Source organism: Kribbella sp. NPDC002412, from assembly GCF_053592935.1.
Map to the genome: position 1 here is coordinate 1 of NZ_JBSFBL010000028.1, position 15,076 is coordinate 15,076.

At 69.8% G+C, this 15,076-nt stretch carries 16 protein-coding genes; 9 read left to right on the forward strand and 7 right to left on the reverse strand.

Translation table 11 applies throughout. The features are described 5' to 3' along the window. A partial coding sequence (locus ACWCOV_RS22365; RefSeq protein WP_449831218.1) for a diacylglycerol/lipid kinase family protein occupies positions 1-689 on the forward strand: 689 nt, incomplete at its 5' end. 18 nt (positions 690-707) lie between these two features. Here the strand turns inward: ACWCOV_RS22365 and ACWCOV_RS22370 are convergent. Continuing rightward, entirely contained in the window at positions 708-1,202 is a 495-nt protein-coding gene (locus ACWCOV_RS22370) for a DUF4446 family protein (RefSeq protein WP_449831219.1), read from the reverse strand. Positions 1,203-1,325: 123 nt separating this feature from the next. Here ACWCOV_RS22370 and larB point away from each other — a divergent pair, with 123 nt between their 5' ends. Further along, a complete protein-coding gene (larB, locus tag ACWCOV_RS22375) occupies positions 1,326-2,045 on the forward strand; it encodes a nickel pincer cofactor biosynthesis protein LarB (protein WP_449831220.1) in 720 nt (239 codons plus the stop codon). After that, positions 2,042-3,319 (forward strand): nickel pincer cofactor biosynthesis protein LarC, encoded by a 1,278-nt coding sequence (larC, locus tag ACWCOV_RS22380; protein ID WP_449831221.1) that lies wholly within the window; start codon positions 2,042-2,044, stop codon positions 3,317-3,319. The genes larB and larC overlap by 4 nt, the downstream gene beginning before the upstream one ends. A gap of 7 nt (positions 3,320-3,326) precedes the next feature. Here the strand turns inward: larC and ACWCOV_RS22385 are convergent, their stop codons facing one another. The 3 genes from ACWCOV_RS22385 to ACWCOV_RS22395 are packed head-to-tail and all read right to left on the reverse strand — an operon-like array spanning position 3,327 to position 6,007. Further along, positions 3,327-3,647: a cupin domain-containing protein gene (locus tag ACWCOV_RS22385; RefSeq protein ID WP_449831222.1), complete on the reverse strand. Its 321-nt coding sequence runs from the start codon at positions 3,645-3,647 to the stop codon at positions 3,327-3,329. A gap of 9 nt (positions 3,648-3,656) precedes the next feature. Next, on the reverse strand, positions 3,657-5,222 hold the full coding sequence (locus ACWCOV_RS22390) for a DUF2029 domain-containing protein (protein ID WP_449831223.1): 1,566 nt from the start codon (positions 5,220-5,222) through the stop codon (positions 3,657-3,659). Beyond that, a complete protein-coding gene (locus ACWCOV_RS22395) occupies positions 5,219-6,007 on the reverse strand; it encodes a glycosyltransferase family 2 protein (protein ID WP_449831224.1) in 789 nt (262 codons plus the stop codon). Before ACWCOV_RS22395 ends, ACWCOV_RS22390 begins: the two co-directional genes overlap by 4 nt. A gap of 267 nt (positions 6,008-6,274) precedes the next feature. Here ACWCOV_RS22395 and ACWCOV_RS22400 point away from each other — a divergent pair, with 267 nt between their 5' ends. Then, the gene (locus ACWCOV_RS22400; protein WP_449831225.1) at positions 6,275-7,492 is read left to right on the forward strand and encodes an arginine deiminase; all 1,218 of its coding nucleotides are present in this window, start codon (positions 6,275-6,277) and stop codon (positions 7,490-7,492) included. A gap of 405 nt (positions 7,493-7,897) precedes the next feature. On the opposite strand, the gene ACWCOV_RS22405 is transcribed toward ACWCOV_RS22400, so the two are convergent. Both ACWCOV_RS22405 and ACWCOV_RS22410 read right to left on the reverse strand, forming a co-directional pair. Beyond that, on the reverse strand, positions 7,898-8,866 hold the full coding sequence (locus ACWCOV_RS22405; RefSeq protein WP_449831226.1) for a DUF5926 family protein: 969 nt from the start codon (positions 8,864-8,866) through the stop codon (positions 7,898-7,900). 114 nt (positions 8,867-8,980) lie between these two features. After that, a complete protein-coding gene (locus tag ACWCOV_RS22410; protein WP_449831227.1) occupies positions 8,981-9,397 on the reverse strand; it encodes an ATP-binding protein in 417 nt (138 codons plus the stop codon). A gap of 397 nt (positions 9,398-9,794) precedes the next feature. Here ACWCOV_RS22410 and ACWCOV_RS22415 point away from each other — a divergent pair, with 397 nt between their 5' ends. From ACWCOV_RS22415 to ACWCOV_RS22430, 4 genes are read left to right on the forward strand one after another with little or no spacing between them, the layout of a single operon-like run. Then, entirely contained in the window at positions 9,795-10,514 is a 720-nt protein-coding gene (locus ACWCOV_RS22415) for a hypothetical protein (protein WP_449831228.1), read from the forward strand. Beyond that, positions 10,511-11,362 (forward strand): nucleotidyltransferase family protein, encoded by an 852-nt coding sequence (locus tag ACWCOV_RS22420; RefSeq protein WP_449831229.1) that lies wholly within the window; start codon positions 10,511-10,513, stop codon positions 11,360-11,362. The genes ACWCOV_RS22415 and ACWCOV_RS22420 overlap by 4 nt, the downstream gene beginning before the upstream one ends. Before the next feature lie 8 nt (positions 11,363-11,370). Beyond that, on the forward strand, positions 11,371-11,976 hold the full coding sequence (locus ACWCOV_RS22425) for a phytanoyl-CoA dioxygenase family protein (RefSeq protein WP_449831230.1): 606 nt from the start codon (positions 11,371-11,373) through the stop codon (positions 11,974-11,976). After that, positions 11,969-13,045 (forward strand): polyprenyl synthetase family protein, encoded by a 1,077-nt coding sequence (locus ACWCOV_RS22430; RefSeq protein WP_449831231.1) that lies wholly within the window; start codon positions 11,969-11,971, stop codon positions 13,043-13,045. The genes ACWCOV_RS22425 and ACWCOV_RS22430 overlap by 8 nt, the downstream gene beginning before the upstream one ends. 74 nt (positions 13,046-13,119) lie before the next feature. On the opposite strand, the gene ACWCOV_RS22435 is transcribed toward ACWCOV_RS22430, so the two are convergent. Further along, on the reverse strand, positions 13,120-13,986 hold the full coding sequence (locus ACWCOV_RS22435; RefSeq protein WP_449831232.1) for a glycerophosphodiester phosphodiesterase: 867 nt from the start codon (positions 13,984-13,986) through the stop codon (positions 13,120-13,122). Between the two features lie 103 nt (positions 13,987-14,089). Here ACWCOV_RS22435 and ACWCOV_RS22440 point away from each other — a divergent pair, with 103 nt between their 5' ends. Continuing rightward, complete coding sequence (locus ACWCOV_RS22440) at positions 14,090-15,076, forward strand: zinc-binding alcohol dehydrogenase family protein (RefSeq protein WP_449831233.1); 987 nt, start codon at positions 14,090-14,092, stop codon at positions 15,074-15,076.

The window sequence follows — 15,076 nt, forward strand, 5'->3', positions numbered from 1 at the left end:
TCGAGGCCGCGTTCAACGGCATCTCGGTCCCGGCCGGCGCTGCCGCCTGCGGCGGCACCGGCAACCTGCTGGCCCGGAACCTGCACATCCCGCTCGACCTGGACGACGCGCTGGAGCGGATCCTGGAAGGCCGGGACCGGCGGATCGACCTGGTCAAGGTGCACGGTGACGAGCTGGACACCGACCGTTTCGCGGTGATGGCCGGCCTCGGGCTGGACGCGGCGATCATCTCCGACGCGCCGCCGCACCTGAAGCGGCAGATCGGCTGGACGGCGTACCTGGTGTCGGCGGCGAAGAACATCAACCACCCGTCGGTCCGGGTCCGGATCGAGCTCGACGAGGACCTGGTGCTGGAGCGCCGGGTGCGGACCGTCGTGGTCGGCAACGTCGGCATGCTGCAGGCGAACATCCCGCTGCTGCCGGACGCGCGGCCGGACGACGGGCTGCTCGACGTGGTGGTGATCGCGCCGCGGCGGGTGACCCAGTGGCCGATCGTCGTCTGGCGGCTGATGACCCGGACGAACCGGACCGACATGTACCTGGAGCGGTTCACTGGGCGGAAGGTGGAGATCACCGCGGCGGTCGACGTCCAGCGGCAGCTCGACGGCGACCCGATCGGGCCCGGGCGCTCACTGACCGCCGAGATCGAGGCCGGCGCGCTGGTCACGCGGGTGCCGAAGCGCCGGTGACGCGGGGGCCTGGGCGGCTCAGCCTTCGACGGTCGGGCCGGCTTCCTTGCGGAGGGTCTCGATCGCCTCGTCCTCTTCGGGGGACAGCTTCGCCTCGCTGGTGAACGCCTTGACCTCCTTGGCGTACGTGCGGGCGTCCGTGCGGCTGTTGATGGACGTCAGCACGACCCCGTCGCCGTTGTCGTCCAGCAGCGCCATCGACCACGACAGCTTGCCGCCGGTGTCACCGAAAGCGTCGTACCGGACCACTGCCAGGTGCTGCAGCGTCTCGCGCAGCTCCCCGCGGGTCACCTCGATGTCCTTGCCCAGCTTCCGGAGCTCGGACCGGACCGTGCCCGGCTTGGCTTCGGGCTGCTGGGGTTGCTGCTCGGGTTCGGGGGTTGGGGTCGCGGGCAGCTTGGCCGTTTTGGCTGCCGCGGCCTGAGCCCGCAACGCCTGAATGGCGAACACCAGGGCGAGGACCGCCACGAACAAAGCGGCGATCCCGAACGCACCGGCCAACGACGAAGACACGCAGGAAGCCTAAAGCATTCCTCGTCATACTTGAGTATTCAGGCGATTGCGGAGAGTGGTCACAGGGTGATGCTGGGTGGACCACACGACGAGGTGGTGTCAGCAGCAACGTAGATTCACGACGTGACACATTTGCCTGATCCAGGTCCACAGCCGGGCGTCCACGACCTCGGATACGCGCGGCTCGACACCGACCGGCTGGAGCGCACCGGCGATGCCGAGGTGGTCTACGGCGCCGGCAAGACACCCGTCCAGGTGGTGGAACTGCTGCGCACGCTGCACGCCACCCATCCGACGCACGCCGTACTGGCCACCCGCCTGACCGTGGAGGCGCAGGAGGCCGTTGCCGCCGCTCTGCCGACCGCCGTGATCGATCCGGTCGGCCGTACGGCGGTGCTTGGTGAGCCGCCCGTCCTGCGCGGGACGGTCGCCGTGGTGGCGGCCGGGACGTCGGACGCGCCGGTCGCCGCGGAGGCCGCGACTACCGCTCGGGTCTTCGGGGCCGAGGTGGACGTGATCAACGACGTGGGCGTGGCGGGGCTGCACCGGGTGATGGGGGTCCGGGAGCGGCTGGACGCCGCGGACTGCTTGATCGTGGTCGCGGGCATGGAGGGTGCGCTGCCGAGCGTCATCGGCGGACTCGTCGGTGTGCCGCTGGTCGCCGTACCGACGTCGGTCGGGTACGGCGCTTCGTTCGGCGGGGTCGCGGCGTTGCTCGGAATGCTCAACTCGTGCGCGCCCGGTGTGACCGTGGTGAACATCGACAACGGCTTCGGGGCCGGCGTCTTCGCGGCCCGCGTGGCGCGACGCTCGGCGCCGCGCGAGACCAAGGAGAACCCGTGAGGATCGCCTGGATCGACTGCGCCGCCGGCGCCTCCGGCGACATGCTCCTAGGCGCCCTCCTGGACGCCGGCGCCGACGTGACCTTCGTGAACACGGCCGTCGCCGCCGTAGACCCGTCGCTGTCGGTCACCGTCGAGCCAACCGCCCGCCACCAGATCGCCGCCACCAAGGCCACGGTCAGAGTCGAGGGCACACCACACCCGGAAACCATCACGCAAGCCGGGCATGGTCACGGGCACGGGCATGAGTCTGCGGACCATGAATCTGCTGGGCATGGGCATGGACATGGGCACGGGCATGGGCCGACTCGGGCCTGGGCGGATGTGCGGGAGTTGCTTGAGGGGGCTGAGCTGCCTGAGGCGGTTCGGACCAGGGCGTTGGACACCTTTGCTCGGTTGGCTCGAGCTGAGGGGGCGGCGCACGGGGTTGAGCCGGACGCGGTGCACTTTCATGAAGTGGGTGCGCTGGACGCGATCGCGGACATCGTGGGGGTTGCGGCGGCCTCGGTGTCGCTCGGGTTGGAGCGGGTGGTGGTGTCGACGATCGCGCTCGGTGGCGGGCGGCAGGTGCGCGGACAGCACGGCGGCATCCCGGTGCCCGGTCCCGCCGTACTGCATCTGCTGTCCGAGGCCGGCGCACCGGTCGTCGGCGGCACCGCGCCGTACGAGATGACCACGCCGACCGGGGCCGCGCTGCTCACCACGCTGGCCGACGAGTTCGGGATGATCCCGCCGATGCGGATCACCCGGACCGGCGTCGGCGCCGGTGGCCGCGACCCGGTCGAGGTGCCGAACGTCGTCCGCGTCGTCATCGGCGAGACCACCGACCGCCCGGCCACCGAGCTCGTCTACGAGACCAACGTCGACGATCTCGACCCGCGCCTGTGGCCGCAGACGCTCGCTCGCCTGCTCGAGGCCGGCGCGGCCGACGCCTGGCTGACCCCGATCCTGATGAAGAAGGGCCGCCCGGCCCACACCCTCTCGGTCCTGGTCGGCAGCACGAACGCCGACGCGGTCCGCCGGGTGATCCTCACCGAGACCACGGCGATCGGCCTGCGCGAGTTCCCGATCAGCAAGCACGCCGCCGACCGCGAGTTCACCACGGTCGAGGTCGACGGCCAGCCGATCAGCGTGAAGATCGCCCGGTACGACGGCCAGGTCGTCAACGTGCAGCCCGAGTACGACGACGTGGTGGCAGCCGCGGCGGAGCTCAAGCAACCGGTCAAGGCCGTCCTCGCCCGAGCCGTCGCCGCCGCGGAACCGCTCTGGCGCTGAGCCCGCGCTATCCCCGACCGGTGTAGGGAGGAGCGAAGAACACCAGTAGCGCCAGGTCCTCGGTGATGTCGGTGAACCGATGCTCCTCCCCGGCCGGGACGAACAGCACGTCGCCCGGCTCGACCGGCGTGTTCTTCCCGGGCGTCACCAACGTCGCCCGGCCGGTCGTGACGACGTAGATCTCGTCCTCGCGATGTGGCAGCTGGTCGTCCACACCACCGGCCGGAATCGAGTAGGTCCCCACGGTCATCGACTCGTTCCGCAGGTGTTCCACGTAGTCGTTCGGCTCGCTGCGCACGAAGGCGCCGGCCCCCACCAGTTTCTGCATCCGGTGAGACTAGTGCGCTTCGGCCTTCTCCGGCACGGCTTTCTGCCTGCGGCGCGGCCAGTCGTACGGCCACCACTGGGCGCCGCCGCGACGGGCCCAGACGATGAGGGCGATCAGCACCGCCAACTCGATCGCCGGGCAGATCGTGTCGCGCAGGCGGGCGCTGAACCACTCCAGCGAGTCGGACAGGCTGGCCGCCACCTGGCGCGCGTTCGGATCTCGGCCGGGGACGTAGGCGATCGCGAGCATGGTGGTGCGGACGACCATCAGCGCGTCCACCTTCGACGCCGCGACCGCTGCCAGCGCGACCCAGGCGATCAGGTCGTACCAGGGCAGCGAGTACATCGCGGTCAGGATCCAGGCGATCGCGTAGATCGCGGTGTACCGGATCGCGGCCGGGGTCGGGTCGTCCGGGTGCGTCTGCGGCACCAGCGACTTCGGGAACACCTGGGACAGCAGGATCGCGACCACGATCAGACCGGCCCACGCGAGGATCGCCAGAACGGTCCGCACCAACCCGTTCGGCAGGAACAACGTGAAGAAGCTCAGCAGCACCTTGTGCGGCGTGCCGGTCGAGATGAACGACGTCTGCGACCGGGCCTGCTGGAACGCCTGCAGACCGACGACCGCGTACAGGCCGCCCATCGCCAGCGCACCGCCGCCGCAGAAGATCGCGGCCTTCCGCCGGTCGTGGTGCAGCGCCCAGAGCATGGCTACGCCGACCAGGCCGATCGAGAGCTTGGTGCAGCCCGCGATGCCGATCAGGATGCCCGCCCAGAACACGTGCCGCCGGAACAGCCACAGCGCGATCACCGCGAACATCACGGCGATCGCGTCGTTGTGCGCACCGGCCAGGACCGTCCACAGGATCAACGGGTTGGCCAACCCGAGCATCGCCACCCGCCGACGGTTCGGCAGGTTGTTCCCCACCAGCTTCAGCAGCACCAGCCCGGTGACGATCAGGCTGATCGCGACGGACAGCTGCAGCATCCAGACCGTCAGCTGCGCCGAGTCGCCGCCGATCAGCGACGAGAGCCACTGCACCCAGGTCGCGATCGGGCCGTAGACGCTCTTCGCGCCTTGCCACGGCCGCTCGGTCGCCGAGATCACCGAGTCGTAGCCGAGCCGGATCGTGTCCGCCGGGGACATCGTGTACGGGTCCCCGCCGAGCGACATGATCCGGCCGTACGCCGCGTAGATCAGCACGTCGCCGGACGCCATCGGCGGGACCAGCGTGATGGCCAGCGTCGTACCGATGCCTAGGGCAACCAAGCGGTCGATCCGCGGCGCCCAGCCGTGCTTGAGCGCCTTGGTCGCGAGGTAGACGCCGTACCCACCGAGCACGATGGCGACGTAGATCATCATCGTGACGAGCCAGTCGTTCGGCTTGGAGTCGAACCAGTACGACGGCAGCCACGAGTGCCGGTTGGTCAGCGTCAGCACGACCACCGACGGTCCGAGGAGGCCGACGGCCACGATGAGCGCCGTACAGGCCAGGTAGAGGGCGACCGCGCGGCGACCGTACCGATCGGCCAGTCGGGGGTCGGCGCTGACGTCAGTGGTGCCGGTGCTCATCGGGCAGGCTTCCGCGGGATCAGACTGCGCAGCGACGGACCTCCGGTCTCCGGCAGGGCGCTGCGCGCGGCGAGGGCACGGCGGACGTGCAGGAACTGCCGGCCGCGGTGCAGCTGGCCGCGCAGGTCCGTGCCGGTCGCGCGGTGCCTGACGTCGATCGGCACCTCGAGGATCCGGAAGCCCTTGCGGCCGAGGTCGATGCTCAGCGCGGTCTCCACACCGAAGCCCGCGGCGAGCGGTACGGCGGCGTCGAAGGCGACCCGGGTCAGGCAGCGCTGACCGGACAGCGGCTGCTCCGGCGCCCAGCCGGTCGCCTCCTCGATCCCGGCCCGCGCGAGCTTGACGACGAACCCGTGACCACCGGCCTTGGAACCGTCCGCCCGCAGCTGCGCCGGCAGGGTGCCGATCGTCATGTCCGCCTTGCCGGTCTGCACCGGCTCGATCAGCGGCGCGGCCGCGGTGGCGGAGTCGGTCAGGTCGGCGTCGAGGAACAGCAGGTGCCGCGCTCGCGCGCCGTCCCGCTCCGCGACCGCCGCCGCTCCGGTCTCCATCGCCGCCGCCTTCCCCCGGTTCCGCTCGTGCCGGACCACCACCGCGCCGGCGCGCTCAGCGGCCTCCGCCGTACCGTCCGCGGAGCCGTCGTCGACGACCACGACCAGGTCCACCCCGATGATCTTGTGCACCGCGTCCACCGTGGCCGCGATCCGCTCCGCTTCGTCCTTCGCCGGGATCACACAGGCGACGGCTCGCTCGAAGGGCTCGGAAGGCAGGTCATGACCGGACACAGCACCGCAGCCTAGTTCCTCCGCAGCCGATCGACCTCGTCAGTTCCGGGCGACTGTGGATATCTCGTTCTTTCGTACGACCTGTGGAAAACCCGGGAGCCCCAGCGCCGATCAGGGCATCTTCTCTGCCGAGAGTCCGCAGCCGGGCCGGCCGGAGTTTGGCCATCCGAGCATATTGTCGGACAATCAGACAGATTGGAGCGGCATCCGGCGCGGAGGACGCGGCTGCCGTAGCGTGGTTGGGACGACCGGAGAAGGGACAGGCGGATGACCGAGACCCAGGAAGTCGGCAAGGCGTACGGCGTCGACAGTGAGGTCGGGCCGCTGCGGACAGTGATGCTGCACCGGCCGGGCAACGAGCTCCGCCGGCTCACCCCGCGGAACAACGACAAGCTGCTCTTCGACGGCATCCCCTGGGTCGGCCGGGCGCAGGATGAGCACGACGCGTTCGCCCAGGCGCTGCGTGACCGCGACGTCGAGGTGCTGTACCTCGGCGAGCTGCTCACGGAGGCGCTGAGCGACCCTGAGGCGCGCTCGCTCGCGGTCACCGGCACGACCGAGGACCTCCGGCTCGGCGACACCCTGCGCGACTACCTCCGCAGGGCCTTGAGCGACCTCGATCCGGCGCAACTGGCCGAGGCGCTGATGGCCGGCGTCCGGAACGACGAGGTGCGCGCAGGCGGTCTGGTGACGTCGCTGCTGGAGCACGAGGACTTCCTCATCGACCCGCTGCCCAACCTGCTGTTCACCCGGGACTCGAGTGTGTGGATCCGGGACTCGGTCGCGGTCACCTCGCTCGCGATGCCGGCCCGGGTCCGCGAGACCCAGCTGACCGAGCTGATCTACCGCTTCCATCCACGGTTCGCGGGCGCGGACAAGGTCTACGACCACCACCTCGAGCACGTCGAGGGCGGGGACGTCCTGGCGCTCGGTCCGGGCGTGCTGGCCGTTGGCGTTGGCGAGCGAACCACACCGGCGGGGGTGGAGCGGTTGGCGCGGCGGGTGTTCGAGAAGGGGCTGGCGCACACGGTGCTCGCCGTACCGATTGCTCAGCAGCGCGCGACCATGCATCTCGACACCGTCTGCACGATGGTCGACGTCGACGCCGTGCTGATGTATCCCAACATGGCGGAGGCGATGCGCGCGCACGCGGTCACCTCGGACGGGGATGAGTTGCACGTCGCGGAGCCCGAGCCGTTCCTGGTCGCGGCGGCCAAGGCGCTCGGCATCGACACGCTCCGGCGGATCGACACCGGTCTAGACCCCGTCACTGCCGAACGCGAGCAGTGGGACGACGGGAACAACACGCTCGCGCTCGCGCCGCGGGTGTGTATCGCGTACGAGCGGACGGTCGAGACGAACGCGCGGCTGGAGGAGTCTGGGATCGATGTCATCCGCATCTCCGGCTCGGAGCTGGGCTCCGGTCGGGGTGGTCCGCGGTGCATGTCGTGCCCGGTTCTGCGTGCCCCACTCGCGGCGGTCTGAGGGTGGCCGGACGGTAACTGGACTGACCCGGTAAGCCCAACGACACGCGGAGTGAAATCGGGGCTTGTGGCGGAAGACCAATCTGAGTACTCTTCATGCCTAGGCCCAGGCCCTGTTGCTCCCCCGTCAGCAGGACTTGGGCCGTCCACGTTTCTCCACCCCGGTAGCAGGCGCCCCCGCCTCCCGTCCCCACAGGCCCGCCATCGGCCTAGACCACAACCGTTGCCCACCGCCCCTAAAGGCCCACGACACAAACCAGCACCCCGATCGCGCACTACGCGACCGGGGTGCTGTTTTGCTTCCTTGCTCCGTCGCCGGCCCGGCAGGTGTCCGCCGCCGGGCCATCTCCCGGTACGCCCGGGCAACTCCCGGTACGCCCGGGCAGCTGCCGGCGCCGTGCGGGGGTTAGCGGATGGTTAGTTGGCGGCTGGAGAGGCCGGCTCGGGCGGCTCGTTGTTCGGTGGTCAGTGGGGTGTCGGTGGCCAGGGCCTTCTCGAGGGCTGCGGCGAAGTCGGCGGCGGGCTTCTCGACGTCGGCGGCTTCGGTGTCGGCGGGGAGCTCCCAGACCGGGGCGAGTACGCCGAGGGCGCGGAAGGAGCCGATCAGGCGGCTGCCCTCGGTCAGGGCGGACGCGCCGGCGGCGTGCAGGCGGGCGAGGGCGTCGAGCAGGGTGTCCTCGCTGTGCGGCATCACCCAGCGGAGGTAGCGGCGGTCGCCGATCTGCGTCCAGTACGCCGCCTCCACCGACTCGAGACGGACGGTCGGGGCCGCGGCGGCGTTCGCCCGCTCCAGGCCGGCCGCGACCTCGCCGGTCGGGTCCTCGACGTTCTCGCCGACCCAGAAGTCGAAGCCCTCGTGCACCTTCACCTCGATCGGCTTCGAGGTGTCGATCAGGTCCTGCAACCGCGGGCCGTCCTTCAGCAGGTCGCCCAGTTGGATCGGGTTGCCCGGCACGGTCGTCAGCGCCGCGGTGATCGCGTGCCCGAGGTCGCGGCTCGGGTCGCCGGACGACGCGTGCGTCTGCAGGCCGATCCAGATCGAGTCGTCGTCGCGCACCAGGCCCGGCATCGCCATCGGCAGCAGGGTGACCAGGTTGACCACCTTGCCCGCATGCTCGCCGGTCAGCACGACCTCCGCCGTACCGGCCGGGACGATCTCCCGGAAAGCGATCAGGTCACACTCGGCCGGCAGGCCCTCGAACGGCCGCACCACGAACGTGTCCGCCGCCTGCGCCCGCTCCCGGCCGTGGCACTGCTTGAACCGCTTCCCCGACCCGCACGGGCAGGGCTCCCGCGGCCCGACATCGACCAGGTCGGCCGGATCCAGCGTGACGGTCGTGGTGTTCTTCGCGCGCTGCCGCGACTTCTTTCCCATACCCCGCAGTCTTGCAGCCCCGCACCCCCGACAGCCAACCCGCCGACCTGCGCCTGCCGACGCACCGGAGCGGCAGCAGGTCGAGGACCAGAGTCACGCCGTAGGGAAGCGGGGTCAGCTCGGGATGACGGCGTGCACGGTGCGGTGGCTCGTGGTGGTGCGGACGCCCCAGCTGGAGGTGAGGACGTCGACGATCGCCAGGCCGCGGCCGCCGATCGACTCCGGGTGGGCGTCGCTGATCCGCTGCGGCTCGGTGTCACCGCAGCCGTCGGTCACCTCGACGTGGATACCGGCCTTGTCGATCCACCAGGCGGCACGGACCTCACCGGCCGGCAGCGGCGGTGCGTAGCGGATCGCGTTCGAGAGGAGTTCGGACAGGACGAGTTGCGCGTCGTCACGCGCGGTTTCGGCGACCCGGAGGCGCTTGAGGTAGGCGGCCAGACGGCGACGGGCATCCGCTACCGCGGACACTTCATGCGGCAGTACGACGTCCATGACGCTCACGTCGGCAGGCAAGGTCGCAGAGGACAAGCAGGGTCTCCTCATCATCGGAACAGCCATATGCACATCTGCCCACGTTCCAGCCCGGGAAAACACCAACGGGTATTCCGTTACAAACCGCCGCGGAAGATCACACGTTTAGCCAAGAAACCGAGACGAAATCGACGGAATTGAACGTTGCAATAACACCCCGCATTCATCCCGCTACCCAGGCGCACCACCCCACTTCTCACCCCGAGTGACCCACCCCACAGGCCATGCATGACACCGCGACCGCAAAACAAGCAGCGAGTGTCACATACCGCAACCGGAGGCAAGGCGCCCTTCCTCGCGAAAAGCCTGTCGGAACGGTCTCGTAACGTGACAGGCTGTGCGCCGGATGTAGACCGCAGGAGGAGTGCCCCCTTTCTGTTCCGAGGAGCGTCGAGTGCCACGTCGAGTGCCGCGTCGAGTTCCGGCCCGGCCGGTGAACGGTGGTGACGCCCGGCGGACCGCGTGGTTCGGGGTGCTGACCAGCAAGGCGTGGTTCTACGGCGTGCTCGGCGTCGCCGCCACGCTGGCGTTCGTCGTCTTCCTGATCGCCGGCTACGGCCTGTTCAGCAGTACGTCGGTCAACCTCGACAGATCGGGTCCGGCGTCGGAGTGGGCGGGCGCGCTCTTCACCGCGTTGAGCACGCTGGTGCTCGCCTACCAGCTCCGCATCATCGGCCTGGCGGCCGAGCGCCGGCGGGCGCAGAACCTCGACCTCGTGCAACCGGTCGGGCGGCTGTCCGCCTGGGCCCGTAACTCCTCCCAGCCGGGCTGGCTCCTGACAGTAGCCGTGCGCAACGAAAGTGAGGTGCACCTGCTGGAACCCGTCGTACGACTTGCCTGGAAGGGCCGGGCGTTGGACCGAAGCTGGTTGATCGGCGCACCCGATGAGCAGGAAGATGTCAGCAACGGCGATGCGGACCTGCGCGTCCAAGTCAGCAGTGTCAAGATCAGCAGCGTGGACCAGCCGGTTCTGTTGATTCATGTGCCTGAGGAAGCGTGCGCGGAGATGGACGAGATCCCAGCGGGACTCACGGTCACTCTCCAGTGGGCGGAGCTCAGCCAGCCGGTCAGCGTTCCGCTGACATCAGCCCGATCGGGGTCGAGGAGCAGATGAGGTTGAGCCGTGGGGACGTGACCCTCGTCCTGCTCGCCGGTGGCTACAACAAGCGGTTGCGGCGCGACGAGCATTCGCTGCCCAAGAGCCTGGTGCCGCTGTCCGACGTCCCACCAGTGATGATCATGCTCGCCGACCAGTTCCTCGACCACGGCGCCAAGGTGCTGGTGATCTGTGACGCGCCGGCAGCCGCGGCGTTCCGGCTGCTGTATCCCCGGTTCGACAAGTCGGTGCGGGTGGTCGAGGACGAGTTCGCCGGGACGGGCCAGGCGCTGCGGATGGCGGTCGAGGCCGCCCGTACGCGTTGGGTGCTGTGCGCGAACGCCGACACCATCGTGCCGGTCGACCTGAGCTCCTGGTACCAGTCGGTCGACCTCGTCGCGCCCGTTCACCAGTTGCTGGTGCCCAGCAGCGTGCAGAACTCGGGTCTGATCGGTGTCGACGCACACTCCGGCGACGTCACGCACTGGGGCGAGACGATCGGCCGGGCTCCGGCGAGCTCGCTGCGGCATGCCTCGTCGACCGGCGTGTACCTTCTGCACCGGAACAGCTGGCTCAGCTGGCCGTACAGCAGCGGGGAGAGCCTGGAGCGGGAGATCCTGCCGCAAGCCGTCGAGCAACGACTCCTGCACGGAACGATCGCCGACAGCCCGTGGCCGGTCTTCGACTACGGAACGATCGACCGGTTGCGGGAGCTCCAGTCCGACGACTGGCTGCGCCACAGCCTGCTGGCAGCTGCCTGCCTGACTCCGAAAGGACCTCGGTGCACTCCGCCCAGCATCATCTCCGGACCCAGGGCTACTACCGACGACCGGCCGCGGTTGGCCGTGAGCGGTGCCGCGACCTGACGCAGGCCTTGGCGACTGCCGCCGGTCCCGTCGCGGCCGACGAGTCCGTCAGGCTGGAGGATCCGGCCGGCGAGGTGATCGCCGCCGTACTCGAGGAGGACGGCCTGCGCGGTCTCGTGACGGAACTCCTGGGGCCGAGCTGGGTCCTGGTGACCAACCGGCACAACCATGCCGTGATCGACCACGGCGGAGGGTCGCGAGGCACGCGCATGCATCGCGACCTTCTGCACTGGAGCCGCAGCCCGATCACGCTGCTCCTGATGCTCGACTGCGCGCCCGATGATCCGCGGGCGTGGCCGTCTCTGATTCCGGGATCGCATCTGTGGCCGACGTCCGGACCGAGCAACGGCGGCGGTTACTGGCTGGACGAGGCGCCGGAGAGCGAGCTCGCCGGCCAGGCCGTCAAGGTTCCGATGAGTCCGGGCGACGTGCTGGTGATGGACGGGATGACCTTCCACTCCGCCGGGGTCGGGTCGCCCGACCGGGCCCGGGTGATGGTGACGTTGTGCCTTCGCACGCCCGACGAGCTGACCGGTCAGGAAGGTCCGAACGAGCAGCTGGTCGCCGGTTCGGTCCGGTACGAAGGCCAGCCGCGGTGGAGGCGCAATGGTTGAGGCATGGTGGAAGTTCCAGGGCGACGAGGACGACACGCCGCCGATCGTCGAGCTGCGGGACGCGCAGTGGGACTTCTACGAGGACAGCGTGGTGCCGCGGCTGTTCCGCCTGCTCGACCACGAGCTGAGTGAGACCGTCGGCAGCCAGCTCAAGCAGCGGCTGCGCTACAGCGCGCGATTCCGTCCCTCGCAGCTGCTCTACGCCTTCAGCCAGGACTGGGACATCCCGACGGAGTCGGTGGTCTGGGCATCCGCCAGCCTCGAGCTGCTGTACCTGGGCCGGGTGATCCTCGACGACGTCGCGGACCAGCACGACCAGCGCTGGGGTCTTCCTTCGGTACGGCGGGTGTTCGACGACGCGTCCGCCGTACAGATCGCCAACCTGTTGCAGCACACCGCGGTCCTGTGTGCGACCAACATCGACTCGCCGGCCACCGTCCGCCCCGAGATTCCCGCCGCCGGGGTGATCGCCGAGTACGGGCGGCAGATCAACGCCGCGATGCTGGAAGAACTGCAGTGGGTCAAGCAGACGATCCCGGAGTCGACGTACCGGTCGATCGCGCTGCGCAAGGGGTCGTCGGGGCAGCTGACCACCGACCTGCTCCGGTTGATCGCCCCGGCCGAGTACGGCGATCAGCTCCACCAGCTCCGGGTGGCGATCCAGAGCCTCGACTACGCGGCCATGATCACGAACGACGTGACCGAGGCGAACCTGCGCCGGGGACTGGAGGAGGTCCGGTTCCTCAGCGGTGAGGTGCGCGGCGAGATGTCCGAGATCCAGCTGAACCGGCCGACCATCTTCAGCGTCCTGCTCGCCACCGACGAGTTCCTGCTGCGCAACCCCGACGTCGGCCGCACGCTGCCCGACTTCACCACGATGGGTCTGCCGGAGATCTTCACCTACCTCGAGGAGACCGGGGCGATCCGCGACGCCGAGCGGCAGATCGCCGAGCTCGAGCAGGACGCGATGCGGGCCATTCCGGAGAACACCAAGGTGTACACGCTGCTGGCCCGGGCACGCGCCACCAACCTCACCGACGAGCCACCACAGGTCGAGCCGCAGTCGTAGTCAGGGGCGGCGGCGGTTCCGGAGGAAGCTGCAAAGACGGAAGGGGTGGGGTTGGGCAGGTCGAGCCGCAGTAGTCAGGGGCGGCGGCGTTTGGGTGGGAAGGTGTAGGAGGGGAGCGGCGGGGTGGGGGGTTCGGCGAGGGTTCTGAGGGCGGCTTCGGGGCGGTCGGTGATGATGGCGTCGACGCCGATGTCCCGGCAGTGGCGGACATCGGCGTCGTCGTTGACGGTCCAGACGTGGACCTGGTGGCCGTGCTTCTGGGCGCGGTCGACGTACTCCGGGTGCGCGCTGACGATCTCCAGGCTCGGGCCGGCGTAGGAGACGCCTGTGGGCAGCGAGCCGTCGCGGAAGCGGAGGGGCACGCGGTCCATCAGCAGCACGGTGCGCAGGCCGGGCGCCATCGTGCGCAGGCGGCGCAGCGACAGCCAGGAGAAGCTCATCACCCGGGCCGGCGACTCGGTGCCGACCTTGGGGTGCGCCCAGCCGTACCGGTCGAGGGCCTCGATCAGGCGGCGCTCGACCAGGCCGGCGTACCGGGTCGGGTGCTTGGTCTCGATCGCCAGCTCGAGCGGGCGGCCGGCGTCGCGGACCGTGGACAGCAGCTCGTCGAGCGTGAGCACCTTCCGCATGTCCGGACTCGGCAGCTCGGCCTCGTCGTCGAGATCGGCCCACGGGTTCTTCCAGGAACCCCAGTCGAAGGCCTCGAGCTCCTCCAGGCTCATCGTGGACAGCACGCCACGGCCGTTGGAGGTGCGCTCGATCCGGCGGTCGTGAACGCAGACCAGGTGACCGTCGGAGGTTAGCCGGACGTCACACTCGAGCCCGTCCGCCCCCGCCTCGACCGCCCGGCGGTACGCCGCCAGCGTGTGCTCCGGACTGGTGTCACTCGCGCCGCGATGGGCCACCACACGTGGGCCCACGCTGGACATGGTCTGCCCCATGTGACCAACTCTGTCACGGGCCCAAGTCACCAGGTCACGCAGGCACGCCGATGGTGGAAAACGATTGCTGACTGCTGCTTGACGCGCTGGCGAGGATGGGCGCATGGAGATGCGGGCGGTGGTGCTGGACGGACCGGGCGAGCCGGAGGACCTGCGGGTACGGCGGGTCCCGGTGCCCGAGCCTGGACCCGGCTGGGTGCGGATCAAGGTGGAGGCGTTCGGGCTGAACCGGTCGGAGTACCACCTCCGCGCCGGCCTGGCGACCAACGCCCGCTTCCCGGTCATCCCCGGCATCGAGGCGACCGGCACTGTCGACGCGGCGCCGGGCGGCGAGTTCGAACCCGGTCAGCAGGTGGTCGCGATGATGGGCGGGATGGGCCGCGAGTACGACGGCGGGTACGCCGAGTACACCGTCGTACCGGCGTCGTCGGTGATCCCGGTCGACACCGACCTGGACTGGGCCACGCTCGGCGCACTCCCCGAGATGCTGCAGACTGCCCACGGCTCGCTGCACACCGGCCTCGCGATCGAGCCCGGTCAGACCCTGCTCATCCGCGGCGGAACGTCGTCCGTCGGGGTGGCAGCGGCTGCCATCGCGAAGGACCGCGGGCTGACGGTGTTCTCGACGACCCGCAATCCGCAGCGCACCGAAGTGCTCCGCGAGCTCGGCGTCGACCACCCGATCGTTGACGACGGCAACGTGGCCGCGCAGGTCCGGGAGATCGTGCCGGAGGGCGTCAACGCGGCTCTGGAGCTGATCGGCACCAACGTCCTGCCGGACACGCTCAAGGCGACCGCGGTCCACGGCACCGTGTGCTTCACCGGCATGCTCAGTGACAACTGGACGGTCCCGGACTTCTACCCGATCGGCTACCTGCCCAACGGCGTCCGGTTGACGGCGTACGGCGGGGAGAGCAGCGACCTGCCCGCGGAGGCGTTCCAGCGGTACGTCGACCTGGTGGCCAACGGCAAGCTTCCGATCCGGATCGACCGGGTGTTCACGATGGAGGAGATCGGCGTGGCGCACCGCGTCATGCAGGACGGTGCCGCGGTCGGGAAGCTGGTGGTCCGGGTCGGCCCTGCCACCTGA